Origin of the sequence: Streptomyces lusitanus (genome assembly GCF_042647945.1) — a bacterium.
In the GTDB taxonomy this organism is placed as follows: Bacteria; Actinomycetota; Actinomycetes; order Streptomycetales; family Streptomycetaceae; genus Streptomyces; species Streptomyces pseudogriseolus.
This window is the reverse complement of the sequence record NZ_JBHRWL010000011.1, coordinates 272,792-298,645: the sequence shown is the minus strand read 5'-3', so window position 1 is coordinate 298,645 and position 25,854 is coordinate 272,792. Positions and strand designations below refer to the sequence as shown.

Annotated in this window: 23 protein-coding genes, 1 other RNA gene, 1 pseudogene and 1 riboswitch; of the genes and pseudogenes, 14 read left to right on the top strand and 11 right to left on the bottom strand. The window is 73.9% G+C overall.

The features are described from left to right. Nucleotides 1–707: 707 nt before the first annotated feature. The gene (locus ACFOSY_RS19300) at nt 708–2,603 is read left to right on the top strand and encodes an ATP-binding cassette domain-containing protein (protein WP_394308455.1); all 1,896 of its coding nucleotides are present in this window, start codon (nt 708–710) and stop codon (nt 2,601–2,603) included. A gap of 45 nt (nt 2,604–2,648) precedes the next feature. Then, nucleotides 2,649–2,987 carry a hypothetical protein gene (locus tag ACFOSY_RS19295; RefSeq protein ID WP_394308453.1) on the top strand — a complete coding sequence of 113 codons (339 nt, stop codon included), beginning with the start codon at nt 2,649–2,651 and terminating at the stop codon, nt 2,985–2,987. Between the two features lie 23 nt (nt 2,988–3,010). Here ACFOSY_RS19295 and rnpB read toward each other — a convergent pair. The 3 genes and pseudogenes from rnpB to ACFOSY_RS19280 all read right to left on the bottom strand — a co-directional run bounded on the left by rnpB (nt 3,011) and on the right by ACFOSY_RS19280 (nt 5,164). Further along, an RNA gene (rnpB, locus tag ACFOSY_RS19290) (RNase P RNA component class A) lies at nt 3,011–3,415 on the bottom strand. A gap of 112 nt (nt 3,416–3,527) precedes the next feature. After that, nucleotides 3,528–4,247 (bottom strand): annotated as a pseudogene (locus ACFOSY_RS19285) (DMT family transporter); the annotation flags it as partial. Nucleotides 4,248–4,306: 59 nt separating this feature from the next. Further along, nucleotides 4,307–5,164, bottom strand: coding sequence for an AraC family transcriptional regulator (locus ACFOSY_RS19280; RefSeq protein WP_394308451.1), 858 nt, complete (start codon nt 5,162–5,164; stop codon nt 4,307–4,309). A 167-nt stretch (nt 5,165–5,331) separates the two neighbouring features. Here ACFOSY_RS19280 and ACFOSY_RS19275 point away from each other — a divergent pair, with 167 nt between their 5' ends. The 4 genes from ACFOSY_RS19275 to eda all read left to right on the top strand — a co-directional run bounded on the left by ACFOSY_RS19275 (nt 5,332) and on the right by eda (nt 8,544). Continuing rightward, complete coding sequence (locus tag ACFOSY_RS19275) at nt 5,332–6,087, top strand: MerR family transcriptional regulator (protein ID WP_394308449.1); 756 nt, start codon at nt 5,332–5,334, stop codon at nt 6,085–6,087. Between the two features lie 175 nt (nt 6,088–6,262). Next, nucleotides 6,263–6,841 carry a hypothetical protein gene (locus ACFOSY_RS19270; protein WP_394308447.1) on the top strand — a complete coding sequence of 193 codons (579 nt, stop codon included), beginning with the start codon at nt 6,263–6,265 and terminating at the stop codon, nt 6,839–6,841. 100 nt (nt 6,842–6,941) lie between these two features. Then, the gene (yaaA, locus tag ACFOSY_RS19265) at nt 6,942–7,724 is read left to right on the top strand and encodes a peroxide stress protein YaaA (RefSeq protein ID WP_394308445.1); all 783 of its coding nucleotides are present in this window, start codon (nt 6,942–6,944) and stop codon (nt 7,722–7,724) included. A gap of 154 nt (nt 7,725–7,878) precedes the next feature. Then, on the top strand, nt 7,879–8,544 hold the full coding sequence (eda, locus tag ACFOSY_RS19260; RefSeq protein WP_394308443.1) for a bifunctional 4-hydroxy-2-oxoglutarate aldolase/2-dehydro-3-deoxy-phosphogluconate aldolase: 666 nt from the start codon (nt 7,879–7,881) through the stop codon (nt 8,542–8,544). A 31-nt stretch (nt 8,545–8,575) separates the two neighbouring features. Here eda and ACFOSY_RS19255 read toward each other — a convergent pair whose 3' ends face one another. The 3 genes from ACFOSY_RS19255 to ACFOSY_RS19245 are packed head-to-tail and all read right to left on the bottom strand — an operon-like array spanning nt 8,576 to nt 11,840. Next, nucleotides 8,576–10,201, bottom strand: a complete 1,626-nt coding sequence (locus ACFOSY_RS19255) for a bifunctional RNase H/acid phosphatase (protein WP_394308441.1) — start codon at nt 10,199–10,201, stop codon at nt 8,576–8,578. Between the two features lie 29 nt (nt 10,202–10,230). Further along, on the bottom strand, nt 10,231–10,974 hold the full coding sequence (locus ACFOSY_RS19250) for a zinc ribbon domain-containing protein (RefSeq protein WP_078886665.1): 744 nt from the start codon (nt 10,972–10,974) through the stop codon (nt 10,231–10,233). Further along, nucleotides 10,971–11,840 carry a Nif3-like dinuclear metal center hexameric protein gene (locus ACFOSY_RS19245; RefSeq protein ID WP_394308439.1) on the bottom strand — a complete coding sequence of 290 codons (870 nt, stop codon included), beginning with the start codon at nt 11,838–11,840 and terminating at the stop codon, nt 10,971–10,973. The genes ACFOSY_RS19250 and ACFOSY_RS19245 overlap by 4 nt, the downstream gene beginning before the upstream one ends. A gap of 300 nt (nt 11,841–12,140) precedes the next feature. Between ACFOSY_RS19245 and ACFOSY_RS19240 the strand changes: the two genes are divergently transcribed. Both ACFOSY_RS19240 and ACFOSY_RS19235 read left to right on the top strand, forming a co-directional pair. Further along, on the top strand, nt 12,141–13,415 hold the full coding sequence (locus tag ACFOSY_RS19240; protein ID WP_394308436.1) for a hypothetical protein: 1,275 nt from the start codon (nt 12,141–12,143) through the stop codon (nt 13,413–13,415). Nucleotides 13,416–13,512: 97 nt separating this feature from the next. Further along, entirely contained in the window at nt 13,513–13,680 is a 168-nt protein-coding gene (locus ACFOSY_RS19235) for a hypothetical protein (protein WP_394308433.1), read from the top strand. Nucleotides 13,681–13,773: 93 nt separating this feature from the next. Here the strand turns inward: ACFOSY_RS19235 and ACFOSY_RS19230 are convergent, their stop codons facing one another. Further along, the gene (locus ACFOSY_RS19230) at nt 13,774–14,637 is read right to left on the bottom strand and encodes a MaoC/PaaZ C-terminal domain-containing protein (protein ID WP_394308431.1); all 864 of its coding nucleotides are present in this window, start codon (nt 14,635–14,637) and stop codon (nt 13,774–13,776) included. Nucleotides 14,638–14,812: 175 nt separating this feature from the next. Further along, nucleotides 14,813–16,246, bottom strand: coding sequence for an MFS transporter (locus tag ACFOSY_RS19225; RefSeq protein WP_394308429.1), 1,434 nt, complete (start codon nt 16,244–16,246; stop codon nt 14,813–14,815). Nucleotides 16,247–16,469: 223 nt separating this feature from the next. On the opposite strand from ACFOSY_RS19225, the gene ACFOSY_RS19220 reads away from it, so the two are divergent. The 5 genes from ACFOSY_RS19220 to ACFOSY_RS19200 all read left to right on the top strand — a co-directional run bounded on the left by ACFOSY_RS19220 (nt 16,470) and on the right by ACFOSY_RS19200 (nt 21,384). Then, nucleotides 16,470–18,221 (top strand): MFS transporter, encoded by a 1,752-nt coding sequence (locus ACFOSY_RS19220; RefSeq protein ID WP_394308427.1) that lies wholly within the window; start codon nt 16,470–16,472, stop codon nt 18,219–18,221. A 147-nt stretch (nt 18,222–18,368) separates the two neighbouring features. Next, nucleotides 18,369–19,028: a class I SAM-dependent methyltransferase gene (locus ACFOSY_RS19215; protein WP_225654097.1), complete on the top strand. Its 660-nt coding sequence runs from the start codon at nt 18,369–18,371 to the stop codon at nt 19,026–19,028. Between the two features lie 9 nt (nt 19,029–19,037). Then, nucleotides 19,038–20,006, top strand: a complete 969-nt coding sequence (locus ACFOSY_RS19210) for an N-acetylmuramoyl-L-alanine amidase (protein ID WP_394308425.1) — start codon at nt 19,038–19,040, stop codon at nt 20,004–20,006. A 161-nt stretch (nt 20,007–20,167) separates the two neighbouring features. After that, a complete protein-coding gene (locus tag ACFOSY_RS19205) occupies nt 20,168–20,980 on the top strand; it encodes a DUF5336 domain-containing protein (RefSeq protein WP_394308423.1) in 813 nt (270 codons plus the stop codon). A gap of 110 nt (nt 20,981–21,090) precedes the next feature. Continuing rightward, nucleotides 21,091–21,384, top strand: coding sequence for a hypothetical protein (locus ACFOSY_RS19200; RefSeq protein ID WP_394308421.1), 294 nt, complete (start codon nt 21,091–21,093; stop codon nt 21,382–21,384). Nucleotides 21,385–21,444: 60 nt separating this feature from the next. On the opposite strand, the gene ACFOSY_RS19195 is transcribed toward ACFOSY_RS19200, so the two are convergent. From ACFOSY_RS19195 to ACFOSY_RS19185, 3 genes are read right to left on the bottom strand one after another with little or no spacing between them, the layout of a single operon-like run. Beyond that, nucleotides 21,445–22,548, bottom strand: a complete 1,104-nt coding sequence (locus ACFOSY_RS19195; RefSeq protein ID WP_394308418.1) for a prenyltransferase — start codon at nt 22,546–22,548, stop codon at nt 21,445–21,447. Next, the gene (locus tag ACFOSY_RS19190) at nt 22,545–23,285 is read right to left on the bottom strand and encodes a class I SAM-dependent methyltransferase (RefSeq protein ID WP_394308416.1); all 741 of its coding nucleotides are present in this window, start codon (nt 23,283–23,285) and stop codon (nt 22,545–22,547) included. The genes ACFOSY_RS19195 and ACFOSY_RS19190 overlap by 4 nt, the downstream gene beginning before the upstream one ends. Next, nucleotides 23,279–24,787, bottom strand: coding sequence for a glycosyltransferase family 4 protein (locus ACFOSY_RS19185; protein WP_394308414.1), 1,509 nt, complete (start codon nt 24,785–24,787; stop codon nt 23,279–23,281). Before ACFOSY_RS19185 ends, ACFOSY_RS19190 begins: the two co-directional genes overlap by 7 nt. 207 nt (nt 24,788–24,994) lie before the next feature. On the opposite strand from ACFOSY_RS19185, the gene ACFOSY_RS19180 reads away from it, so the two are divergent. After that, complete coding sequence (locus tag ACFOSY_RS19180) at nt 24,995–25,642, top strand: TetR family transcriptional regulator (protein ID WP_394308412.1); 648 nt, start codon at nt 24,995–24,997, stop codon at nt 25,640–25,642. A gap of 134 nt (nt 25,643–25,776) precedes the next feature. Further along, nucleotides 25,777–25,829, top strand: a riboswitch (cobalamin riboswitch). Nucleotides 25,830–25,854 lie beyond the last annotated feature (25 nt).

Sequence of the window (25,854 nt, the reverse complement as noted above, 5' to 3'; positions counted from 1 at the left end):
CAGCTAAATCAGTTCGTCGTGAACCCATCGCTCGTGCGTTCCGCTGTGGTAGCCGTGACGAGGCCGGACGAGCCGGGCCGGAGTGCGACAACGCGCCCCGCTCCGCACCTGACGGTCCGTCACATCTGCTTCACAGCAGGCCTTTTGTCACTCGTTTCACACACACGAGGCATCGATTTTCAGCCAACTGCGGGTATGCCAGGGGCTCTTCACGCCTGACCTCGGTAACGAGGAGGACATGAAGGTGAAGAAACCCGGCCGCTCGTGAAGCTTCGGTGACGACGGCTCGCGCCGGGTTGCGTGAGCGGGGCCACACGGACGCTCTCAGGGAGGGGAAGGGGAGCTTTCCCGGGGGGAGGCGGAGGGAAACGGGAGTCCCGGAACGGCATCCGGTTCGGGACCTGGTTCGGGGACCCGGCTCGGAATCCGCTACGGGACCCGGTTCGGAACCCGGCTCGGAATCCGCTACGGGACCCGGTTCGGAACCCGGTATGAATCGGAACCCACCGGCCACACCCGTACCAAGCGTCGGCGTTTCGGCCAGTCCCGGTCCCGCGGGAAGCCGTACGGCGCCGACGCCGTGCGCGCGGCGCCCCTTGTTTCCGGGCCGCGCCGACGACCGGAATCGAGCGTGTTCGATTCGCTCCGCCCCTCGTTGGGCCAGGCACCGCCGGACCGTCCAGGCACGGCGCCGACCCCAAGGAGGGATGCAGGTGCCCCCGACCGCCGCCTCTGCCGAAAGCTCCCCGACGCCTCCACCGCCGCCTCCGGCCGCCATCGTCTACGAGGGGAAGTCCGGGAAGAACCCGCTGGAAGAAGCCGACTTCCGCAAGATGTGCGCCCGGCTGCCCTCGGTCCTCGGCGACACCACACGGATGGCGTGGGCCGTCGACCGGCGCGGGGTCGTCCTGCTCCTCGCCTGTCAGATGCTCACCGGAACCGCGGCCGCCGTCGTCCTCGGTTTCACCGCGCAGGCCATGACCCACCTCCTCGGCGTCGGCACGGTGTCCGAACGCCTGCACGGCGCCCTCCCCGCCCTCACGGTCGTCACGGCCGCGGCGGCCATCGGCCGGGTCAGCGGCGCCCTCGCTGCCTACGCCGACGGCCGGATCACGCCCCGCCTGGTCACCGAGGCCGACGTCGCCCTGGTCTCCGCGGTCTGCCACGTCGAAGCGGCCGCCCACGACACGGACGGCTTCGCCGACCGGCAGGAGGCCGCCGAGGTGGGCGTCACGCGCACCACCTACATGGTCAGGGACGCCCAGCGGTTCATGTCGGCGCTCATCCGCATGATCGCCGCGGCCGGCGTGATCACCGCACTGCACTGGGTGCTGCTTCCGCTGCTGCTCCTGGCCGTGCTCCCCGCCGGCGCCGGGGCGGTCCTGTCCGCCCGCGTCGACTACGAGACCCACTACGCCAACGTCGGCGACCGCAACGTACGCGGCATGATGCGCTGGTGGGCCACCTCCTCCCGCAACGGCGACGAGGTCCGTGCCAACGGCATGACCGGCTACCTGACCTACTGGTACCGCGCCCTGTCCGAACGCATCGACCGGCGCACCCTGACCGCGGCGCCGCGCATGCTCCGCATCACCCTGACGACGTCCGCCGTCGGCGGCCTGTTCCTCCTGCTCACCTGGGCGGCCCTCGCCTGGCTCGCCTCCACCGGCCGGGTCGGCCTGGCGGTCGCCGCCACCGCCGTGGTCGGCGTCCAGACCGCGCTCGCCGCCCTGTCCCAGGTCGTCCTCCACGGCGCCGCTCTCTTCCACACCTCCCTCTACCTCGCCGACATGCGGTCCTTCCTCGACACCGCGGCCGAACAGGCCCCGAAGCGCGGCCGGCTGACCATCCCGGAGCGGGTGGACGAGATCCGCCTCGACGAGGCCGCCTACCGGTACCCCGGCAAGGAGGAACCCGCCGTGGCCGGCGTCTCCCTCACCCTGCGCCGCGGCGAGATTGTGGCCGTCGTCGGCGAGAACGGCTCGGGCAAGTCCACCCTCACCAAGCTCATCACCGGCATCCTGCTCGCCGACAAGGGCCGCGTGCTGTGGGACGGCACGGATCTCGCCGACGCCGACCCGGAGGCGGTGTGGAAACGCACCGCGCTGGTCCCGCAGAACTTCGCCTGCTGGCCCTTGCGCGCGCGGGAGAACATCACCCTCGGCCAGCCCCGGACCTTCGACGACGGCCCCGTGTGGGCCGCCGTCGACGCCGTCGGCATGCGCGAGGCCGTCGAGAAGCTGCCCCGGCAGCTCGACACCCTCCTCGCACGCGAACTGTTCGGCGGCGCCGAGCTGTCCGGCGGCCAGTGGCAGCGCCTGGCCTGCGCCCGCGCCCTCTACCGGCGTACCCCCCTGCTCATCCTGGACGAGCCGACCTCCCAGATGGACCCCCGCGGCGAGCACCAGATCTTCCTGGAGATCAAGCGGATCGCCGCCGAGCGGATGACCATCGTCGTCACCCACCAGCTGGAGAACACCCGCCTCGCCGACCGGATCGTGGTCATGCAGCACGGCCGGATCATCGAACAGGGCGGATACGACGACCTCGTCAACGCCGGCGGCCTCTTCGCGGAACTGGTGGCGCTCACCCAGGACCGCTGACCGTCCCTTCGCCGCACCGATGACCGACCCACGAGGGAGCCGCACGTGAACGACACCTGGACCACGATCGCCCGCCTCGCGACCCGGCTGGAGGAGCACTCCACGCTCCCCCGCGAACAGCGGATCCTCTTCCAGTTGCTCAAGATCCAGGAGGAGGCCGGCGAGGTCGCCGAGGCCGCGATCGGGGCGATGGGGCAGAACCCCCGCAAGGGCTTCTCCCACACCTGGGAGGAGGTCGAGGCGGAGGTCTGCGACGTCATCGTGACGGGCATGGTGGCTTTGACGCGCATGAACCCACACGCTGCCGAGGTGTTCGCCGAGCACCTGGAACGCATTCGACGGCGGGACGTCGGCGACGTCGCGAAGATCGCGCCCGAGCAGTAGACGCACGGAAAGAAGGGGAGCGGCAGACGAGTCGGGCTGTACGCCGGGTTCTGTTCCCCGGTGCCCTCGCGGGCGCCGGGGCGACGGCCATCCATCTAGGACCGGTGTTGCCACCGGCCTCGTGCGGTCCACCCGCGGACTCGGGCGGGCAGCCCTCGATCGTCCGCGCAGAAGCACCGGGGTGCTTCCTTTTGACCTTGCTCCGGGTGGGGTTTACCTAGCCGCCTGGGTCACCCCAGGCGCTGGTGGTCTCTTACACCACCGTTTCACCCTTACCGAGGGCCTTGCGGTCCCCGGCGGTCTGTTCTCTGTGGCACTGTCCCGCGGGTCACCCCGGGTGGCCGTTGGCCACCACCCTGCCCTGTGGAGCCCGGACGTTCCTCGGGAAGCCCCCTAGGGGGACTCCACGCGGCCGTCCGCCCGGCTCGTCTGCCGTGTCGACCATGGTACCCGCCGCCCGGCCGGCTTCCGTTCCCGCGCGTTGGCCAGCACCGATCCGGTGAGGATCAGGACGAAGGCGGCCAGCACGGTGGCGGTCAGGGCCTCGTCCAGGAAGAGCGCGCCGGCCGCCACCGCGATCGCCGGATTGACGTACGTGATCACCGACGCGCGGATCGGGCCGGCCTCCTTGATCAGCTCCAGGAAGGCGACGAACGCCACCGCCGTGCAGACCACGCCGAGTGCGGCCAGCGCGGCCAGGGTCTCCGGCGCGGGGAGAGCCGCGGGACGCGAGGCGATCGCCGCGGGGGCGTAGACCAGGGCGGCCAGGGCCAGGCAGGGCGTGATCAGGTGCAGGGTGGGGACGTCCTTGAGGTGGCGGTCGGCGATCAGCGGGGCCGTCGCGTAGCCGACGACCGTGACCAGGACCTCCGCGAGGGAGAGGGCGTCGCCGCCGGTGAGGTGGGGGACGGTGAGGACGCCCACGCCGCCGAGACCGAGGGCCAGGCCCGTGATCCGGCGCGGTCCCAGGGCCTCCGCCCGGCCGAAGGCGCGGGACAGCAGCACCCCGACGCTCGGGACGCCCGCGATCAGCAGGCCGGCCGTGGAGCTGGAGAGGTGGCGTTCGGCGTCGGTCAGGGTGTACCAGGGGCCCACGATCTCGATGACCGCGAACGCCAGCATCGGCTTCCAGTGCGCCCGCACGTTCTGGGCGAGGCCCGCCTGACGCAGGGCGAACGGGAGCAGGAGAAGCGTGCCGACGGCGCACCGGGCGAAGACCACGCCCGACGGGGACACCTCGTCCACCGCCACTTTGATCATCAGATAGGGGATGCCCCAGACCACTCCCATCAGGGAGAACAGGAACCAGCCGCGTGCAGTCATGTGACGGAGTGTGCGCCGGGCCGGCGACCCGCGTCTTGAACGCTGTTGCGGTACGCCGCCGGGGTCACCCCGAGCACGCGGCGGAACCACCGGGTGAGGTGCGCCTGGTCGGCGAAGCCGACGAGGGCGGCCGCCTCCGCGGGCCGCATCCCCGCCTCCAGCAGGGCGCGGGCCCGGGTCACCCGGTACTGGGCGAGCCACGCGTACGGCGGCACGCCCATGGTCGTACGGAACGCGCGCAGCAGCTGGTAGCGGGAGAGGCCGAGGTCGGCGGCGAGGTCGGCCAGGGAGGGCGGGGCGAGGAGTTCGTCGGCGAGGCGGTCGCGGACGGTGAGCGCGACGGACCGGGCCCGGGGGACTGCGGCGTCGTCGGCGCGGGCGGTGGAGTGGCGGCGGGCGAGCGCGGCGAGCAGCCAGGGCAGGCGCGACTCGGCCTCCAGCGGGTCGGGGCAGGCGCTGAGGTCGGTGTGCGTACGGCGCAGGGCGGCGGCCAGCTCCGCGTCGTGCAGGACCGGTTCGGGGAAGTACGGGTGGCCGGTGCCGAGGGTGCCGTCGCCGAGGAGGGCGGGGGCGGCGTAGAGGGCGCGGTACGCGTAGCCCTCGGGGGCGGCGGGGCCGCCGGTGTGCATCTCGCCGGGTTCCAGGACGACGATCGAACCGGGTCCGGACACGATGCGTCCGCCGCGGTAGGCGATCGTCTCGAGCCCGCCGACGGTGACCCCGACCGTGTACTCGTCGTGCGCGTGCGGGGCGTACTCGTGCCGGGCGAACCGGGCGGTGAGCAGATCCAGCGCGGGCCCGCACCGCCCCAGCCGCGCCCGGGTCCACCTGGCCTGTTCCCGCACGTTCCCCACGACGTCCCACCCCCGGATCCAGGGGATCAGAGGAAGTCGGCGGTGTCCAGGTCGAAACCGAAGGGTGTCGAGGGCGAGGGGCTTGCCGTGGCACAGGAGCACAGTCCCTCGCGGACGCCGCTTCGTTCGCTTGACCCTGTCGCGACGTCAACGTTTCTACTGGGGGCATGCGGATCGGAGAGCTTGCCTCGGCCGTCGGGGTCACCACCCGGGCGGTGCGGCACTATCACCATCTCGGGCTGTTGCCGGAGCCGGAGCGGCTCGGGAACGGGTACCGGGACTACACCCTGCGGCACGCGGTCGTGCTCGCGCGGATCCGGCGGCTGACCGAGCTGGGGCTGGGGCTCGCCGAGGTGCGGGACGTGCTCGCGGACGACGCGGGCAAGGACCTCGCCGAGGTGCTGGCGGAGCTGGACGAGGACCTGGCGCGGCAGGAGGAGGCGATCCGGGAGCGGCGGGCGCGACTGCGGACGCTGCGGGAGTCGGAGGGCGGGACGGCCGCCGATGGCCCCGTCTCGCCGGAGCTGGCCGCGCTGTTCCGGGACACCGCCCGTCTGACCGACTCCCCGATGGCCGCGAAGGACCGCGAGATCCTCGCGCTGATCGAGACCTCCGCGCCGCCGGAGGAGCGGAAGCGGCTGATGGGGCTGATGAGCGGGGTCGTCGGGGCGCCGGGCGGGCTGGAGCGGGCGATGGACGTGTACCGGCTGCTCGACGAGCTCGACGGGGTCGGTGCCGACGATCCGCGGGTCGACGAGGCCGCCAGCGCGCTCGCGGAGTGCGTGCCCGCCGGGCTGCTGCCCGAGGACGCTGTCCTCGACGAGAGCAACAGCTTCCTGGCCGCCCTCTACGCGGACTTCGCCCCCGCGCAGGCGGAGGCGCTCCGCCGGGCGCTGCGGATCGTCGCGGAGGGGCGGTCGTGAGCGGGGCGTGGCGGTGGGCGGTGGTGCGCCGGGTGCCCGTGTGGGCGGGCGGTCGTGAAGGGAGGGCGTGGTGAGTGTGGAGCGTGCGGGCGGGGTAGGTCCCGCGGTGGGCGGACCGGCCGACGGCGGGGCGGGGGCCCGGGGGCGGCACGGACGGGGATGGAGGGGGTACGTGATGGCGGCGGCGCGGGTGGGGTGGACGCTGGTGCGGCACGAGGCGCGGCTGCTGGCGAGCCTGATGCTGTGGATGGCACGGCGTACGCACGGCACGCGCGAGGGCACGGCCTTCGGGTACGCGCGCGGGGAGGCGGCCATGATGTTCGGGCTCGCGTTCGTGTGCGTGGTGGAGACGGTCGCGATGTCCGCGCTGCTGAGCGACTGGCCGGCCGCGCACACGGTGGTGCTCTTCCTGGACGTCTACACGGTCGTCCTCGTCGTCGCCCTGTACGCCGCGTCCGTCGTACGGCCGCACGTCGTCGGGCCCGACGGGCTGCGGGTGCGTCGAGCCGTCCATGTGGACCTGCGGATACCGAGGGAGCGGATCGCGTCCGTGCGGCGCGAGCTGCGGATGACCCACGAGCCGGCGGACGGCGAGCTCGACCTCGCCGTCGGCTCTCAGACGACCGTGACGGTGGAGCTGACCGAGCCGGTCCCGCACCGGTCGCTCCTCGGCCGGACCCGTGACGTCCGCGTGGTCCGCTTCCACGCCGACGACGCCGACGGCCTGGTACGGGCGCTGACCGCCGCCGCGTGACGGGCGCGGCGGCGAGTGCCGTCGTACGCCCACGCCACCCGGCCGGACGGCCGGCGGCAGGCCGTACCCTGACTGGCGGGCCCAGATCGAAGGAGTACGTGTGCTTGTCCTGCTGCCGCCGTCCGAAGGCAAGGCCGCTTCCGGCCGCGGCGCCCCGCTGCGGACCGAGTCCCTGTCGCTGCCGGGACTGACCGCCGCGCGGGAGGAGGTCCTGACCGAGCTGGTCGACCTCTGCTCCGGCGACGAGGAGAAGGCGCGCGAGGTGCTCGGGCTGAGCGAGGGGCTGCGGGGCGAGGTCGCGAAAAACCGCGAGCTGCGCACCGCCGGGGCCCGTCCGGCCGGGGAGATCTACACCGGCGTGCTGTACGACGCCCTGGGCCTGGCCTCGCTCGACGCGGCGGCGAAGCGGCGGGCGGCGAGGTCGCTGCTGGTGTTCTCCGGGCTGTGGGGCGCGGTGCGGGTGACCGACCGCATCCCCTCCTACCGCTGCTCGATGGGGGTCAAGCTGCCTGGCCTCGGGGCGCTGGGCGCGTTCTGGCGGGCGCCGATGGCGGAGGTGCTGCCGGAGGCCGCGGGGTCGGGGCTGGTGCTCGACCTGCGCTCGGCGGCGTACGCGGCGGCGTGGAAGCCGAAGGGCGAGGTGGCCGGGCGGACGGCGACGGTCCGCGTGCTGCACGCGCCGACCCGGAAGGTGGTCAGCCACTTCAACAAGGCGACCAAGGGCAGGATCGTGCGGAGCCTGCTGACGGACGGGGCCGCGCCGAAGGGTCCGGCGGAGCTGGTGGAGGCGCTGCGGGACCTCGGGTACGTGGTGGAGGCCGCAGCGCCGGCCCGTGCGGGGACGGCGTGGGCGCTGGACGTGCTGGTGGACGAGGTGCACTGACCCGCCTCGCCAACTCGCCGACTCATAGGCTCGTTGGCTCGTTGGCTCGTTGGCTCGTTGGCTCGTTGGCTCGTTGGCTCGTTGGCTCGTTGGCTCGTTGCATTGTGTGCAACGACCTTTGCGCAGGATGCGTGGCGACGGCAGGATGAGCGTCATGAACGCTCCCCTGCCGCCGTCCGGCATGCCCGAACCGGGCACCGCCCCCTCCTTCTCGGTGCTCGGGCTCGCTCCCGTGGTGCCCGTGGTCGTCGTCGAGGACGTCGCCGACGCCGTGCCGCTGGCGCGGGCGCTGGTGACGGGCGGGCTGCCCGCGATCGAGGTGACGCTGCGGACCCCGGCCGCGCGGGACGCGATCCGGGCGATCACCGCCGAGGTGCCGGGGGCCGTGGTCGGCGCCGGAACGGTGCTCACGCCGGAGCAGGTGACGGACGCGGTGACGGCCGGGGCGCGGTTCCTGGTCAGCCCGGGCTGCACGGACGCGCTGCTGGCGGCGATGCGGGCGTCGGGGGTGCCGTTCCTGCCGGGCGTGTCCACGGCGTCGGAGGTGATGGCGCTGCTGGAGCGCGGGGTACGGGAGATGAAGTTCTTCCCGGCGCGGGCCGCGGGCGGCACCGCGTATCTGAAGTCCCTGGCGGGTCCGCTGCCGCAGGCACGCTTCTGCCCCACCGGAGGGATCGGCCCCGACACCGCCCCCGAGTACCTGGCGCTGCCCAACGTGGGCTGTGTCGGCGGGAGTTGGATGCTGCCGGAGGACGCGGTGGCCGCCCGCGACTGGGACCGCGTGGAGCGGCTGGCGCGGGAGGCCGCGGCGCTGCGGTGACCGGCGGGCGGGGCCCTGCGGGTGAATACGGCTAGCGCAGGTGGGACGTGTCGTTGAACAGCCGGACGCTGGCGTTGCCGTCGGCGTAGTACGCCACGGCGGACAGCGAGGCGGCGGACAGTTCCATGCGGAACAGCGCCTCGGGCGGGGCGCCCAGGGCGAGGCGGATCAGGGTCTTGACCGGGGTCACGTGCGTGACCAGCAGGACCGTACGACCCCGGTACTCCGCGAGCAGCTTGTCACGGGCCTCGGCGACCCGGGCGGCGGTGGCCGCGAAACTCTCGCCGCCGCCGGTGGGTTCGGCGTCCGGCGACGCCAGCCAGGCGTCCAGGTCCTCGGGGTACCGCTCGCGCACCTCGCCGAAGGTGAGGCCCTCCCAGGCGCCGAAGTCCGTTTCGCGCAGCCCGTCCTCGACGGTCACGTCGAGTCCGAGCCGGGCGGCGACGATCCCGGCCGTCTCGCGGGTACGGGCGAGGGGCGAGGCGACGACCGCCTGCACGGTGCCGCGCCGGGCGAGCGCGGCGGCGGTCTTCTCGGCCTGCTCGCGCCCGATGCCGGAGAGGGAGGGGTCACTGCCCCCGCTGCCCGAGAACCGCTTCTGCGGGGTGAGCGGCGTCTCACCGTGCCGCAGCAGCACGAAGGTGGCCGGCGCCCCCATGTCGGCGGGCGCCCACCCGGAGGAGGGGGTGGCGACGGCCTGGGCGGCCCGACGATCGGCGTCGGCGGCCACGGCCGCGCCGGGTTCATCGGCATCGGCGCCGGCGTCACGAGCGGGGGTGTCCGTCGCCGGGCGGCTCACCGCCGACGCTCGCGCACCCTTGCCCGCGCCGTCTCCGGTGCCGGCTGCGGGGCCCTCGCCCGGTGCGCCCGCGGCTCGGTCCTCCGCAGCGCTGTGCTCCGCCGGCCGGCCGCCCGAAGCCCGGCCGGTCGGCGCCGCACCGCTCGTTCCGTCACCGCTTGCTCCGGCGGCGCGCCCGCCGTGGGTGTCCGCCGCGTCCGAGTCGACGGCCCCCGCGCCACGTTCCGCGGCCGGCCCCGCACCGGAGGCGACCTCGCCATAGGCGACCTCGCCGGAGGCGTCCTCGGCGCCGCGGCCCTGGGCTGTGCCCGCCGCCGACGCCATCGCCGCCCGTACCCGTGCCGCGCCCGCCGTCGCGTCGCCGGGCGGGCCCTCCGGGGCCGGGGCGGCCGGAGCGGTCGAGGGGGTGTCCAGGTCGGCGCGGCTCGCCGCCGGCGACCACCGCTCCCCCCGCCTGCCCGCGTCCATCGCCTCGTTGGCCAGGCGGTCCGCGTGGGTGTTGCGTTCGCGGGGGATCCACTCGTAGGTGACCTGCCCCGGCGGGAAGACCGTCGCGGCCTCCGCCGCGAGCGGCTTCATCGCCGGGTGCTTGATCTTCCAGCGGCCGGACATCTGCTCGATGACGAGCTTGGAGTCCATCCGGACGTGGACCCGGGCCTCGGGGTCCAGCTCCCGGGCGGCGCGCAGGCCGGCCAGCAGACCCCGGTACTCGGCGACGTTGTTGGTGGCGACGCCGATGTACTCGGCCGCCTCCGCCAGGGTCTCCCCCGTCGCCGCGTCGCTCACCACGGCCCCGTACCCGGCGGGTCCCGGGTTGCCCCGTGACCCGCCGTCCGCCTCGACGACGAACTCCCGCATCGGACTCGATCCCTTGCCGGTGGTGGTTCCTACAGTCCCGACTCCGCCGTGCGGACCAGGATGCGGCGGCAGTTCTCGCAGCGCACCACGGTGTCCGGGGCGGCGGCGCGGATCTCGTTCAGCTCGGTGATGGCGAGCTCCTGACGGCATCCCTGGCACGTGCGGGCGTACAGCTTGGCCGCGCCGATGCCGCCCTGCTGCTCGCGCAGCTTGTCGTACAGGCTGAGCAGCGCGGCCGGCACGGAGGCGGCGACGACCTCGCGCTCCTTCGTCACGGAGGCGGTCTCGCCGTCGATCTGCTCCAGCGCCGCGTCCCGGCGGGCGGTCGCGTCGTCGATGCGGCCCTGCACGGAACCGACCCGCTCGGTCAGCTCGGCGACCCGCTCCTGGGCGGACTCACGGCGCTCCATGACCTCGAGGACGACGTCCTCCAGGTCGCCCTGACGCTTGGCGAGGGAGGCGATCTCGCGCTGGAGGTTCTCCAGGTCCTTGGGCGAGGAGACGGCGCCGGAGTCGAGACGCTTCTGGTCGCGGGCGGCGCGCTGGCGCACCTGGTCGACGTCCTGCTCGGCCTTGGTCTGCTCGCGCGCGCAGTCGCTCTCCTCGGTCTGCGCGGCGACGAGCAGGTCGCGCAGCTGGGTGAGGTCCCGGTTCAGCGACTCGATCTCGGCGTGCTCCGCCAGCGACTTCCGCTTGTGCGCGAGCTGCTGGAGGCGGACGTCGAGGTCCTGTACGTCGAGAAGTCGGATCTGGTCGGCGGGCTCGGCGTTCAGTTGGGGGCTCCAGATGTGTCAGTGGTGGCGCTGGACGACGCCGCGTGGGCGGTCCAGGGGTCGGTGACCGTGCGCGAGACGTGGACCCGCAGGTCCCAGCCGTGCCGGTCGGAGATCTCGTCGAGCTGGGCGGCGGCCAGCTCGCACCAGGGCCACTCGGTGGCCCAGTGCGCCGCGTCGAGCAGCGCGAGAGGACGGTGGGCGCGGTCCGCCATGAACTCGGAGGCCGGGTGGTGGCGCAGGTCCGCGGTGAGGAAGGCGTCCACGCCGGCGGCCCGGACGTGGTCGAAGAGGCTGTCGCCGGAGCCGCCGCTGACGGCCACCGTCCGCACCGGCGCGTCCGGGTCGCCGGCGACGCGGATGCCCTGCGCGGTGGCGGGCAGCCGCTCGGCGGCGAGGGCGGCGAACTCCCGCACGGTGTGCGGGGTGTCGAGCTCGCACACGCGGGCCAGGCCCCGCCGGCCCGCGGGGTCGGACGGGTCCGGCACCAGGGGTCGTACGACACGGAGGCCGAGCGCGCCGGCGAGGGCGTCGGAGACTCCCGGGTCGGCGGTGTCGGCGTTGGTGTGGGCGACGTGCAGCGCGATGTCGTTCTTGATGAGCGTGTGCACCACGCGGCCCTTGAAGGTGGAGGCCGCGACGGTGGTCGTGCCGCGCAGGTAGAGCGGGTGGTGGGTCACCAGCAGGCCGGCGCCGAGCTTCACCGCCTCGTCGACGATCTCCTGGACCGGGTCGACGGCGAACAGGACGCGCTCGACGTCCTGGTCCGGATCGCCCGCGACGGTGCCGACCGCGTCCCAGGACTCGGCCCGCTCGGCGGGCCACAGGTTGTCCAGCGCAGCGATGACTTCTGACAGACGGGGCACGCCGCCAAGGCTACCTGCCCCTTTCGCACGGCAGTACCGGATCCGGCCCCGGCCCGCTGCGGGCACGGTCCCCGGCCGCTTCAGGCCCGCTGCGGGCACGGTCCCCGGCCGCTTCAGGCCCGGTGCGGGCACGGTCGCGTGCGAGAACCGGCAGGCGTCCGGCACGCACCGGGTGGAGCACACTCCCCGCCCTTCCTCAGCAGAATCGTTCCTGGAGCACCCTTACGTGTGAAGCGCGCCCCTCCGCTCCGCCGCCTCCGTCCGCGAAAACTACCGTTCGTCACCGGAGGTGACCGAACGATGACGGTCTGCGCCATCGAACCTGCGGCGGCACACGAGAACGGAGCGGGACGGGCGGGCTGCACCATCACCGCGGACGGCTGCTACGCCGCCCGCCTGGCCCTCGCCGGCGACTCCCTGTTCCCGGAGCGCTGGACCCTGGACGGCCCCGAGCCGTACGCGGTGCCGCTGCCCGGCAACCAGCCGGAGGAGCCCGGCACCGAGGTACAGCCCCTCAGTGACGGCCGGGTCCTCATCCGCCGGCTGGTGGACGGGCGGCACGCCTTCTCCCTGCTGTACCCGACCGGCCCCGGCACCGGCGAGCTGCCGCTCGGCGTGGTCGAGTGCCCGGAGGAGGGGACCCGGCTGCGGCTGCTGCCCCCGGCCCCGGACGGCCGCCGGGCGTACGCCCTCGCCGCCGGCCGGCACAGCGCGACGGTGTGGCTGGTGGCGGGCGGCGGGTCCGGGCCCGAGCGGGTCGCGGAGATCCCCGGCGGCTGCTCGGGCGGGGTGTGGCTGGACCGCGAGGGCCGGATGCTCGCCCTGGACCGGGAGGCGGGCGGACGCGTCAAGTCGGTCGTGGTCGACCTCGGACGCGGCGGCGAGGTGTCCCCGCTGCTGCAGATCGCCCCCGGCAGCGACGACCGGGTGCTGCTCGCCGACCCGGACAGCGGCCTGCTGCTGATCCGCTCGGACGCTCCCTCCCCCGGCCGGGCGCGGCTGGGCTGGGGGGTGCTGGGCAGCACCCTGCCGGTGCGGTTCCCCGAGTGCCTGCGGCTGCCGGACCGTACGGTCACGCCGTTCGCGGTCCAGCCGGGGCAGATGCTGACCCCGGAGGGCTGCGCGGTGGCGCTCCACGTGGAGGGGGCGGACGGCGCCGGCTGGATCGGGCTGTGGCGTCCCGCCGAGCGGCGCGTCCACCATGTCCCGGCCCCGGCGGGCTGGCTGTCCGGCACGGGGCTGTGGACGGTGGACGGGGTGCTGCGGCTCCCGTTCTCCACCGGCGCGGTGCCGTGCGGGGTGGCCACGCTGACGATGCCGGACGAGGAACGGCGGGCGGAGGACGACCCTCAGGGCGCCGGGGCGGACGCGCAGGGCGCGGCAAACGCGGTGGGCGGGGAGGGCGCGGTGGGCGCCGGGAGCGCGGAACCGGCGTCTCCGCACCCCGACCAGTTTACCGGTCAACTACCCACCGGTAAAACGGAGATGACGGTTCATCACCTCAACTCCCTGGCCGACGTGCCGCGTCCGGTGCCGCTTCAGCAGGCGCCCCTCGGACGGCTTGTAACGAACTAGTGGCGGTTGGCGTGGCCGCCTGGATCCGGGGTGCGGTGGGCCGGTTAGACTCGCCCGGCTGTAGGAAAGATCATGTTTACGGGGTGAATTCCTTCCGATGAGCGACGTCATCACGCACGAGCCGCGGCCCGTCGAGCACGAGCAGGCCGCCGTGGGTCAGGGCAGGCACCGGGGGCCGGTCTCCACGCAGGAGACGGAGACGTCCCCGCGTGGCCGGCACCGCAAGCCGACCCAGGAGAACGACCGCGGGGAGTCGGCCGCCTGACCCAGGTCAGCGGTCCTCACCCTCCGCGGGTGGAACGAGCAGCACGGCCCCGATCGTCGTCCGACGGTCGGGGCCGTCGCCGTCTCCCCGTCCTCAATCCTGGGCGAACTCCACCGTCGCGCCCGTCAGTACGGGCGCGTCCTCGCGTTCCACCGCGCCCACGGTCACCCGCACCGTGCCGTCCCCGCGCCACATGCGGATCCGCAGCGTCTCCCCCGGGTACGTCACCCCGGCGAACCGGGCGGTGCTGGAGCGGACGCGGGTGACGTCGCCGTCGAGGAGGGTGTCGACGACCGCCTTGAGGGTCATGCCGTAGGTGCACAGCCCGTGCAGCACGGGGCGGTCGAAACCGGCGCGGCGCGCGAACCCGGGGTCGGCGTGCAGGGGGTTGAGGTCGCCGGTGAGGCGGTAGAGCAGCGCCTGGTCCTCCCGTACGGGGCGCTCGACGGTGCGGTCGGGGGCGCCCTGCTCCTCAGGCGCGCCCGCCGACGGCCCGCGGTCGCCGCCCCAGCCGCCCTCGCCGCGCACGTACACCTGCGCCTCGGCCGTCCACAGCGGGCCGTCCGCGTCGGCGGCGTCGCTCCGCAGGACCAGCACCGCGGCCTTGCCCTTGTCGTGCACGGCGGTGATCCGGTCGGTGCGGGTGGCGGTGGCCCGCACGGGCAGGGGGCGGTGCACGCGGAGCGACTGGCCGCCGTGCAGCACGCGGGCGAGGTCCACGTCGACGCCGGGCATGGACAGGGCCGCGATCACCCCGGGCGGCCCGCCGCCCGCGACGGTGGCGAAGCTCGGCAGGACGTGCAGCCGGGACTCGAGGGTGTAGCGCAGCTCGCGGGGGTCGGTGGCGGGGACGCCCGCGCCGATGCCGAGGTGGTAGAGCTGGACGTCCTCGGGGGTCCAGGAGATCTCGGTGGTGCGGGGCGCGGCGGCGAGCGCACGGGTGATGTCGACGGGCATGGGGCTCCTGATCACGGGTGTGTTCGGAACCTGTATAGCCCGGCAACGTGTGTGGCCCGGCGACCCGCACGGCCCGGCGTGCGGTGGCGGGTCAGCGGGGGGGTGGCGGGTCAGCGGACGGTGGCGGGTCAGCTTGGGGAAACACCGGGGGCATCCCCCGAGCCGGACCGGAGGTTCAGCCCTTCTCCCCCGCCCCCGTGCGCGGCAGCCACGCCCACATCAGGACCGCGCCCACCGCCAGGACGGCGGTTCCCGTGGCGAAGACCAGGGCATAGCCCTCGGTCAGGGCCTCCGGTGTGCCGCGGCCGTCGGTGCGGGCCGCCGCGATCGTCGCCATCACGGCGAGGCCGAGCGAGCCGCCCATGGTGCGGGAGGTGTTGACCAGGCCGGAGACCAGGCCGGCCTCCTCGGGGGCCGCGCCCGACGTGGCGAGGGAGGCCAGCGGGGTGCCGGCGAGGCCCGCGCCGAGCATCATCAGGACGCCCGGGATCATGATCGCGGTGAGGTAGTCGCCGTCCGCCGTCATCGTGGACTGCCAGGCGAAGCCGGCCAGCGCGACGAGCGTGCCGAGCACGGCCACGGCGCGCGCTCCCGTGGCCCGCATCAGACGCGGGGCCGCCTTGGAGCCGACGATCACGGCGAGGGAGCTGGGCACCAGGGCGAGTCCGGCGTCGAGCGGGGTGTAGCCGAGGACGTTCTGCGCGTAGAGGGTCATGAAGAACCACATGCAGAACATCGCGGAGCCGCTGAGGAACATGGCAACGTTGGCGGAGGCCACGGACCGCAGCTTCAGCAGCCCGAGCGGCATCAGCGGGGCCTTGGCGCGGGCCTCGGCGAGCAGGAAGAGGGCGACGAGGGCGAGTCCGGCGCACAGCGGCACCACGGTGGACGCCGCCGTCCAGCCGGCCGCCTCGGTCTGGGAGACCCCGTACGCCAGGGTGGCGAGGCCGGCCGTGACGAGGATCGCGCCGGGCAGGTCGAGGCGGCGGCCGTCCCCGGCGCGGCTCTCACTGATCCAGCGGGCGGCGGCGGCCAGGACGACCGCGCCGACGGGCACGTTGATCAGCAGCACCCAGCGCCAGGAGAGCGCCTCGACGAGCACCCCGCCGACGAAACCGCCCGCCGCGCCGCCGCCCGCGCCGACGGCGGTCCAGGTGGCGATGGCACGGGCGCGGGCCGCGCCCTCCGGCACCGCCGAGGTGACGAGGGTGAGCGTGGAAGGCGCGAGGACGGCCGCCCCGAGGCCCTGCACGGCCCGCGCCACCAGCAGCTGCCAGCCCTCCTGGGCGAGTCCGCCGGCCAGCGAGGCCAGGGTGAACAGCCCGAGCCCGACGAGGAACATGCGCTTGCGTCCGTAGAGGTCGCCGGCCCGGCCGCCGAGCAGCATGAAGCCGGCGAACGCGATGGAGTACGCGTTGACCACCCATTGCAGGCCCTGCTCGTCCAGCGCGAGGCCGCCGCGTACGGACGGCAGCGCCACGTTGACCACGGAGATGTCGAGGACGACGAGGAACTGGCCGGCGCAGGCGAGCGCCACCACCAGCCACACGGGCGGTGCGGTGCGGGCGGGGGCGCGGGTGGTGTCGGGGGCTTCGAGCATGGGGGTCATGCTCTCAACCGCCTCGCGCGGGCCGCATCGGCATTTCGTCCGACCTCCCGCTCCGCCCCGGGACCGAGGAAGGACGGGCTGCCTTCTGCCCGGCGGCCGGTCTGCGGACACTCAAGGAACGGTCAAGAAATCGTTAGAGGGCCAAAGCAACGGAATAGTTGCCTCGGCGCACGGGGTTCAGCTTCCACGTACCTTGCCGTTCGGCTGCCTGGAGGCACCCTTCATGACACAGACGTCGCCCGTCCGTCCCTCCGGAAGAGCGGGCGCGGCGGTGGTCCCCGTCCTCGCCTTCGCGGGCATCGTCGTCGCGGTGATGCAGACCCTGCTGGTCCCGGTGATCAAGGACCTGCCGCGCCTGCTGGACACCGCGCCCTCGGACGCCACCTGGGTCCTGACCTCGACCCTGCTGTCGGGCGCCGTGGCCACCCCGATCATGGGCCGGCTCGGCGATCTCTTCGGCAAGCGGCGGATGCTGGTCGCGAGCCTCGCGGTGATGGTGGTGGGCGCGCTGGTCAGCGCGTTCACCAGCGATGTGCTGGTGATGATCGCCGGCCGTACGCTCCAGGGCTTCGCGATGGGCGCGATACCGCTCGGCATCGGCCTGATGCGGGACATGCTGCCGCGCGAGCGGCTGGGCTCCGCGATGGCGCTGATGAGCTCCTCGATCGGCGTCGGCGGCGGTCTGGCGCTGCCCGCCGCCGCGCTGGTAGCCCAGCACACCGACTGGCACACCCTCTACCTCGGCGCGGCAGGCCTCGGCGTCCTCGCGATCGCCCTCACCCTGGCCGTGGTGCCCGAGTCGCCGCTGCGCGCCAAGGGCTCCTTCGACCTGCCGGGCGCGCTGGGGCTGACCGCCGGTCTGGTGCTGTTCCTGCTGCCCGTCTCCAAGGGCAGCGACTGGGGCTGGACGTCCGGCACCACGCTCGGCCTGTTCGGCGCGGCGGCGGTGGTGCTGCTGCTGTGGGGAGTGATGGAGCTGCGGGTGAGCGCCCCGCTGGTGGACCTGCGCACCACCGCCCGCCGTGAGGTGCTGCTCACCAACCTCGCCTCGATCATGGTCGGCGTCTCCTTCTTCGTCGTGTCCCTGGTCCTTCCCCAGCTGCTCCAGCTGCCCGCGGAGACCGGGCACGGGCTCGGGCAGTCGATGGTGGTCGCGGGACTGTGCGTGGCGCCGCTGGGCCTGACGATGATGTTCACGGCGCCGGTGTACGCGCGGCTGTCCTCCCGGTACGGCCCCAAGACCACTCTGATCATCGGCCTGCTGGTGATCGCGGCCGGGTACGGCGGCGGGCTCGGGCTGATGAGCGCCGCCTGGCAGACCGTCGTCACCTCGGTGGTCCTCGGCGCGGGCATCGGTCTCGCCTACTCCTCGCTGCCCGCGCTGATCGTCGGCGCGGTTCCGGCGTCCGAGACCGGCGCGGCGAACGGCCTCAACACCCTGATGCGCTCCATCGGCACGTCGGTGTCCAGCGCCGTGATCGGCATGGTGCTGGCGAACACCTCGGACGTGGTGGGCGGGGTCGCGGTGCCGACGCTGCACGGGTTCCGGGTGTCGTTCGGCATCGCCACGGCGGCGGTGGCCGTCGGGTTGGTGCTGGCCCTGTTCCTGCCCGGCCGGCGTCCGTCGGCTCGCCCGCAGCTGCGGGCGAGCAGCGAGGAGGAGGCAAACTTGGAGCGGGCGCGGGCGCGGGCGCGGGAGGCGCTGCGCGGCTTCCGGGGGCGGGTGCTGGACGCCTCCGGCGCGCCCGTCGCCCACGCCCGGGTCACCCTCATCGACCGGCACGGCCGCCGCGCGGGCGCCACGGTCTCCGCGACCGACGGCACCTACACCCTCGCCGTCCCGGCGCAGGGCCCGTACGTCCTCGCCGCCCGCGCCCCGGGCCACGGCCCCCTGGCCGCCCCGGCGACCCACACGGGCGACGGCCACTGCGTGGACGTGGACCTGGCCCTCCCGCCGGAGACGGTCACGGCGTAACCGGCTGGTGGGTGTGTCGTCCGTGGCGTGTCACGGGACGGCACACCCACCGGGTTACCTGCCAGTACCCCCCTCCCCCGCCCCCGCAGGGACTACGGCAGCATGGCCCCCGTGGAGACTTCTGTGAGCCGCGGAGAGGCGGAGGCCATGGTGAAGGGGCCGGAGGCGGCCGTGCTCGCCGCGTTCGAGGCGGCGAAGGGGTTCATGCCGCTGGACGAGGGGCTGGCGCTGTACGCGGCGGCGGCCGAGGCCGGGCGGCTGGGGCTGCCGTTGCTGGAGATCGGCACGTACTGCGGCCGGTCCACGGTCCTGCTCGCCGGCGCGGCCCGCGCGGCCGGGGTCACCGCCCTCACCGTGGACCACCACCGGGGCAGCGAGGAGCAGCAGCCGGGCTGGGAGTACCACGACCCGGAGACGGTCGACCCGGAGCTGGGCGTGATGGACACGCTGCCCACCTTCCGGCGGACCCTGAACCGGGCCGGCCTCGAGGAGCACGTGGTGGCGCTGGTGGGGCGTTCCCCGCAGATCGCCGCCCTGTGGGCGCACCCGCTGGGCCTGGTGTTCATCGACGGCGGCCACACCGACGAGCACGCGAGCGCCGACTACGAGGGCTGGGCCCCGCATGTCGCCGAGGGCGGGCTGCTCGTCATCCACGACGTCTTCCCCGACCCGGTGGACGAGTTCACCGGGCAGGCCCCCTACCGCGTGCACCAGCGGGCGCTGGCGTCCGGGGAGTTCACGGAGGTGTCCGCCACGGGTTCGCTGCGCGTCCTGCGCCGCACGGGTGCGGCCGCCGCGCACCGTTAGGGTGGCTGCGTGTCGTACACAGGTCCCGACTTCGATCCGCCCCCGCAGCGGCGCTCGCGCCGCGGTCCGCTGACCGTCGGCGTCGCCGCGCTCGTGTGCGGCGGACTGCTCGGCTGGGGCGTGTACGCGGCCACGGGCGGCACGGACGACAAGGGCGCGCAGGCCGAGGGTTCCCCGTCGGCCGCGCCCCGTACGCCGTCGCCCGCCGCCTCCTCCCCCGCCGAAGGCGGCGCCTCGCCGTCCGCCGGGGGCGAGAAGTCCCCCGCGTCACGGACGCCCTCCGCGTCCGCGCCCGCCGCGGCCGGCCCGCTCAAGGGCAAGGTGGTCGTCATCGACCCCGGGCACAACCCGACGAACGCCGAGCACACCGCCGAGATCAACCGGCAGGTGGACGTGGGCACCCACCGCAAGGAGTGCGACACCACGGGCACGTCCACCAACGACGGGTACGCCGAGGCGGAGTTCACCCTGGACGTCGCCCATCGGATGCGCGCCGTCCTGGAGAAGCAGGGCGCGACGGTGAAGCTGACGCAGGACGGCGACCGCCCGTTCGGGCCGTGCGTGGACGAGCGGGCCCGGATCGGCAACGCGGCGAAGGCCGACGCGGTCGTCTCGATCCACGCGGACGGCTCCGGCGCCGGCAACCGCGGCTTCCATGTGATCCTGCCGGGCTCGGTGAACGCCGGTGAGGCGGACACCCGCGCCATCGTGGCGCCCTCGCGCGCACTCGGGGAGCGCATCGCGGGCAACTTCGTACGCGTCACCGGCACCGCGCCGTCCAACTACATCGGCGGCGGCACCGGTCTCGTCACGCGGAAGGACCTGGGCGGTCTCAATCTGTCAACGGTTCCGAAGGTGTTCATCGAGTGCGGGAACATGCGCGATAGCAAGGACGCGGCGCTGCTGACCAGCGGCGCCTGGCGGCAGAAAGCGGCGCAAGGGATTTCCGAGGGAATCGTGAGTTTCCTGCGCGGGTAGGGATCAGCGCGCTGATCCGGGCGGACAGCCCGATCCGGCGGACGATAGTGTCGTCCGTACGATCAGGGGCCACCCCCGCGCTTCGCACCGGACCCCACGGGGGCCGACACGGTGACAGCGACGCCTCTTCCGACGACGAGACAACCTACGAAGGACCTGAAGTGAATATCCGCTCCCTCACTCGAGGCGACGGCGTGGTGATCGGAGCAGCGGTATTGCTGTTCATCGCGTCGTTCCTCGATCTGTACTCGATCGAAGGCGCCCCGGACAGCGCGGAGATTCCCAGCCTGTGGGCAAGCGGTCCGGTGCTGCTGGGCGTCGTGCTCGCGGGGCTCATCGCCGCCGCTCTCATCGTGGTCGCCCGGGGTCTGCCGCAGGCGCCGAAGGTCGCGGGTCTGGAACTGGCCCCGTTCGGTGTGGCGTTCGCGGTGTTCGCCGCCTGGAGCGCGCTGGGCAACGTCTTCGACCCGGCAGGCGGCGCCGACAACTTCGACGGCGCCGGTGACGGCCCCGACGCGGGCCTCGGTCTGATCCTCGCCCTCGTCGCGACCCTGCTGATGGCTGCCGCCGCCGTGGCCACGCCGCTGGTGCCAGCGCTCAAGGGCGCGCTGATCCCGGCCGCCCGTCCCGCCGCCCCGCAGCAGCCGTACGGCGCGCAGCCGCCCGCCGGTTACGGCTACCCGGGCGCCCAGCAGGCGTCCTTCGGCGGCGGCCAGCCGGGCCAGCCGTACGGCGGTCAGCCGCAGCAGGGCCAGCCGGCCGCGCCGCCCGCGCCCGACTTCTCGCCGTTCTGGTTCGCCGTGCCGGTGCCGCGTCCGCTGTTCCCGGAGGACGGCTCGCCGACGCCGATCGCCGAACTCGCCCCGGGCACCTGGTACCTGGCGGTGGAGCAGCGCGGTCAGGCGCTGGTCGCGCAGACGCAGGACGGCCGCCGCGGCGTCCTCCAGGACACGTCGGGCATCCAGCGCGGCTGAGCCACGGCCCCGTCGTCGACGGCCCCTCGCCCTCCCGGGCGGGGGGCCGTTCGCGTGCGGCCCGCGAACGCGGCTGGTTTCAAGCGGGCGTTCGGGGCCAGACGGAGACCATGTCCCCTCGATATCGCTCTGGTTCCACCTCCGCGGGGACGGTCATCGCGGTGATCGCGGACGTCATGGCCGTCATCCTCGGACTGTGGATCGTGATGTATCTGCTGGACGCCAACCGGGCCAACGACCTGGTGCGGTTCGTCCACGACGCGGCGAACTGGCTGGCCGCCTGGTCGCGTGACCTGTTCACCTTCGACGAGGAGTGGGCGCGGGTCGTCGCCGGCTACGGACTCGCCGCCGTCGTCTACCTGTTCATCGGCCACGCCGTCGCCGGCCGCCTGCGCCGCCACTGACCCGCCCGGCCGGGCGTCCGTACCGGCCAGGCGTCATCACCGGTCAGGCGTCCATACCGGTCAGGCGTCCGGGCAGCAGTCCGGGTCCATGCCCTTCGGGAGCTGCTCGCCGCCGAAGACCGCGCAGGTCGGCTCGTGGCCGCCGAGGGCGGCGACGGCCAGCAGCAGCGAACCGGCCGTCCAGGTGGTCAGCTCACGCGGCCATATGGCGTCGTCGTCGAAGACGTAGCCCGTCCAGTACAGGCCGCTCTCCGCGTCGCGCAGGTGCTGGATGGACTGGAGCACCTCCAGCGCGCGGTCGGACTCGCCCGTCGCCCAGAGCGCCAGGGCGAGTTCGGCGGACTCGCCGCCGGTGACCCACGGGTTGGGCACCACGCAGCGCACCCCGAGACCGGGCACCACGAACCGCTCCCAGCCCGCGTCGATGCGCTCCCTTGCCTCGGCGCCGGTCAGCGCGCCGCCGAGCACCGGGTAGTACCAGTCCATGGAGTAGCGGTCCTTGTCCAGGAACCGCTCCGGGTGGCGGCGGATGGCGTGCCGCAGCGCGCCCACGGCCAGCTCCCAGTCGGGCTGGGGCTCCTCGCGCTGCTCGGCGATCGCGAGGGCGCAGCGCAGGGCGTGGTGCACGGAGGAGGAGCCGGTGAGCAGCGCGTCCGTGGCGGGCGTGCCGTCGTCGTCGCGCCGCCAGCCGATCTGGCCGCCGGGCTGCTGGAGTTCGAGCACGAACTCCACGGCCGCGCACACGGCGGGCCACATGCGGTCCAGGAAGGTGTCGTCGCCGGTGGCCAGGTAGTGGTGCCACACGCCGACCGCGATGTAGGCGACGAAGTTGGTCTCCCGGCCCCGGTCGGTGACGTCGTGCGGGTCCCCGTCGGCGTAGGCCGCGTACCAGGAGCCGTCGGCGAGCTGGTGCCGGGCCAGCCACAGGTAGGCCCGTTCGGCCGCCTCGTGCTCGCCCGCCGTGTCCAGCGCCATCGCGGCCTCGACATGGTCCCACGGGTCGAGGTGGTGGCCCCGGAACCACGGGACGGCGCCGTCCTCCCGCTGCACGGCCAGGATCCCGGCGACGGTCCGCGCCGCCTCCTCTGCCGTCAGCACGCCGTCGAGGACGAGGTGTTCGGAGCGGGGGATGCGGGGGTCGCCGGCCGGCCGGGCGGTCGTCACGTGGCGTCCGCCTGGGCGCGCGGCAGGTGCGGCTTGGTCGCGTAGGCCACGAAGCTCTTGCCGATCACCGGGTTCAGCGCCCGCTCGGCGACCCGGGTGGCCAGCGGCTTCTTCATGATGTCCCAGACCAGCAGCTTGTGGTACGCCCGGACCGGCAGCGCCTTGTCGTTGTCGACGCCGAACGCGCACTTCAGCCACCAGTACGGCGAGTGCAGGGCGTGGGCGTGGTGGGTGCCGTAGGGGCGCAGGCCCGCCTCGCGGATCCTGGCGAGGAGTTCGTCCGCCTTGTAGATGCGGATGTGGCCGCCCTCGACCTCGTGGTAGGCGTCGGACAGGGTCCAGCAGACCTTCTCGGGGCCGTAGCGCGGGACGGTGACGGCGATGCGGCCGCCGGGCCTGAGGACGCGCACCATCTCGGCGAGGACGCCCTTGTCGTCGGGGATGTGTTCCATCACCTCGGAGATGATGACGACGTCGAAGGACTCGTCGGGGAAGGGCAGGGCGAGGGCGTCGCCCTCCATGGCGGTGGCGGTGGCCCCGGCGGGCGCCTCACCGGCCTCCTTCATCGCCGCGAACCACTTGGCGACCTCGCGGATCTCCTCGCCGTTCCGGTCCAGCGCGACGACCTGGGCGCCGCGCCGGTAGCACTCGAAGGCGTGCCGTCCGGCGCCGCAGCCGAGGTCCAGGACGCGGTCGCCCGGGGCGAGCGGGAACCGGGAGAAGTCGACGGTCAGCACGTGGCCCTGCTTTCACGGTCGGAGGTGTCGGCGGCGGGCACGGACACGGCGGCGGCCGGGTCCGTGGGGGTGTCGGGAGCGGCGTCCCCGGCGACGGCCGGGGCGTCGGGGGTCGCGGGGTGGTCGCCGGCCCCGGTCGCGGCACGGTCCGCTCGCCGGGTCCCGGGCCGGGCGGCGCCCGTGTCCCGGCCGGCACGCGCCGTCGCCGTCGCCATCGCCTCGCGGTAGCGGGCCACCGTGCCCTGGGCCGCACGCGCCCAGGTGAAGCGGGCCAGCACCCGCTCCCGTCCGGCTGCCCCGAGCCGGGTGCGCAGTTCCGCGTCGCCGAGCAGCCGGGTCAGCGCGGCGGCCAGGGCGCCCGCGTCGCCGGGCGGTACGGCGAGACACGTCTCCCCGTCCGGGCCGGCCACCTCGGGAATCGCCCCGCCGGTGGTGGCGACCAGCGGGGTGCCGGTGGCCATGGCCTCGGCGGCCGGGAGGGAGAAGCCCTCGTAGAGCGACGGCACGCAGGCGACCTGCGCCGAGCGCACCAGGTCGACGAGTTCGGCGTCGGAGATGCCCTTGACGAACTCGACGGCGCCTTCGAGGCCGTAGCGCTCGATCGCCTGGGCGACGGGCCCCTCGGCGGGGCGCTTGCCGACCACGACGAGGTGGGCGTCGGGCTGTTCGGCGCGCACCTTGGCGAGCGCCTCGACGAGGAAGACCAGGCCCTTCAGCGGCACGTCCGCGCTGGAGGTGGTGACGATGCGGCCCGGCACGACGGCGACGGACGGGTCCGGGGAGAACAGGTCGGTGTCGGCGCCGATGTGGACGACGTGGATGCGGTCGGGCCGTACGCCGAGGTCGTCGACGATCTCCGCACGGGAGCTGCCGGAGACGGTGAGCACGGACGGCAGCCGGCGCGCGACGCGCTTCTGCATGCGGGTGAAGGCGTACCAGCGGCGCACCGACATGCGGCGCTGCCAGTCGGCGGCGGCGTCCAGTTCGAGGCGGCGGTCGACGGTGATGGGGTGGTGGATCGTGGTCACCAGGGGCGCGCCGAGGTCGCCGAGCAGGCCGTAGCCGAGGGTCTGGTTGTCGTGGACGACGTCGAAGTCGCCGCGGCGGGCGCGCAGATGGCGGCGGGCGCGCAGCGAGAAGGTCAGCGGCTCGGGGAAGCCGCCGGTCCACATGGTGCCGACCTCGAGGGCGTCGATCCAGTCGCGGTACTCGTCGCGCTTCGGGGTGCGGAAGGGGTCCGGCTGGCGGTAGAGGTCGAGGCTGGGCAGCTCGGTGAGGACCGGTCCGTCGTGGATCTCGTCGAGCACCGGGTAGGGCTGGGCGCCGATGACCTCGACGCGGTGCCCGAGCCGGGCCAGTTCGCGGGAGAGGTGGCGCACGTAGACGCCCTGGCCACCGCAGAACGGGTTTCCCTTGTAGGTGAGGAGCGCGATGCGGAGCGGTCGCGAGCCGTCGGATGCGGGGCCTGCCGAGGGCCCGGCCTGACTGGCCTCAGCGGTCACTCTGGGACCCCCTTCTGCCTGCACTGTCCCGCGACAGTACGACGGGACGCCGATCTAGAACAAGTTTCAGAGTTGATCGTTCGGAGGATCCGAATCTACCGGCAGGTAAGAACGTCGGCAGCGGTGGATCAGGTGATTCACGCCACGGCGGACGCCGTGCCATGCTGTCCGATCATCGCCCCTCACCGACTGTCACGGACGGGACCCATGCCCGCGGATGCCCACAGGACCAAGGCGGCGCCGGACGCCGGGCGCGCCGAGCCGGCCTCCCCGCTCACCGAGCGGCAGGAGGCCCGCAGGCGGCGCATCCTCCAGGCGTGCGCGCGGCTGGCCTCGCGGGGCGGTTTCGACGCGGTGCAGATGCGCGAGGTCGCGGAGTCCTCGCAGGTGGCGCTGGGCACGCTGTACCGGTACTTCCCGTCGAAGATCCACCTTCTGGTCGCCACGATGCAGGACCAGCTGGAGCATCTGCACGCGACGCTGCGGAAGAAGCCGCCGGCGGGCGAGACGGCGGCGGAGCGGGTCGCCGGGACGCTGATGCGGGCGTTCCGCGCGCTCCAGCGCGACCCGCTGCTGGCCGACGCGATGGTGCGGGCGCTGACGTTCGCGGACCGCGGTGTGAGCGCGGAGGTGGAGCAGGTCTTCCGGCAGACGACGGCGATCGTCCTGGACGCGACGGACCTGGCGGACCCGACGCCCGAGCAGCTGTCGGCGGTGCGGGTGATCGGGCACACCTGGCACTCGACGCTGATCACCTGGCTGTCCGGGCGTGCCTCCATCGAGCAGGTGGGCGTGGACATCGACACGGTGTGCCGGCTGATCGACCTGACGGTGCCGCCGCCCGGGCGGGACTGACGGAGCGTGCGCGGGACCGTCCGGGTGACCCCGGTCACCTCCCGCGTCCGTGCCTCTTCCCGCGCACGCGACCGCCCCGGACGCCCGTTCTACGGGCGGGTACAGTGGCCGGGTCGTATCACAGTCGTACGGGGGGAAGCCGGTGCGAATCCGGCGCTGACCCGCAACCGTGAGCCGTCGAGGAGACGGTGAGCCGGACTGCCCCGTACGGA

Coding starts and splice junctions, on each gene's coding strand:
- ACFOSY_RS19200 (WP_394308421.1), top strand. CDS start 21,091: ATGTCCCCTCGATATCGCTCTGGTTCCACCTCCGCGGGGACGGTCATC.
- ACFOSY_RS19255 (WP_394308441.1), bottom strand. CDS start 10,201: ATGCGGGAGTTCGTCGTCGAGGCGGACGGCGGGTCACGGGGCAACCCG.
- ACFOSY_RS19300 (WP_394308455.1), top strand. CDS start 708: ATGCAGGTGCCCCCGACCGCCGCCTCTGCCGAAAGCTCCCCGACGCCT.
- ACFOSY_RS19180 (WP_394308412.1), top strand. CDS start 24,995: ATGCCCGCGGATGCCCACAGGACCAAGGCGGCGCCGGACGCCGGGCGC.
- ACFOSY_RS19270 (WP_394308447.1), top strand. CDS start 6,263: ATGGCGGCGGCGCGGGTGGGGTGGACGCTGGTGCGGCACGAGGCGCGG.
- ACFOSY_RS19225 (WP_394308429.1), bottom strand. CDS start 16,246: ATGACCCCCATGCTCGAAGCCCCCGACACCACCCGCGCCCCCGCCCGC.
- ACFOSY_RS19215 (WP_225654097.1), top strand. CDS start 18,369: ATGGTGAAGGGGCCGGAGGCGGCCGTGCTCGCCGCGTTCGAGGCGGCG.
- ACFOSY_RS19230 (WP_394308431.1), bottom strand. CDS start 14,637: ATGCCCGTCGACATCACCCGTGCGCTCGCCGCCGCGCCCCGCACCACC.
- ACFOSY_RS19235 (WP_394308433.1), top strand. CDS start 13,513: ATGAGCGACGTCATCACGCACGAGCCGCGGCCCGTCGAGCACGAGCAG.
- eda (WP_394308443.1), top strand. CDS start 7,879: ATGAACGCTCCCCTGCCGCCGTCCGGCATGCCCGAACCGGGCACCGCC.
- ACFOSY_RS19220 (WP_394308427.1), top strand. CDS start 16,470: ATGACACAGACGTCGCCCGTCCGTCCCTCCGGAAGAGCGGGCGCGGCG.
- ACFOSY_RS19240 (WP_394308436.1), top strand. CDS start 12,141: ATGACGGTCTGCGCCATCGAACCTGCGGCGGCACACGAGAACGGAGCG.
- ACFOSY_RS19275 (WP_394308449.1), top strand. CDS start 5,332: ATGCGGATCGGAGAGCTTGCCTCGGCCGTCGGGGTCACCACCCGGGCG.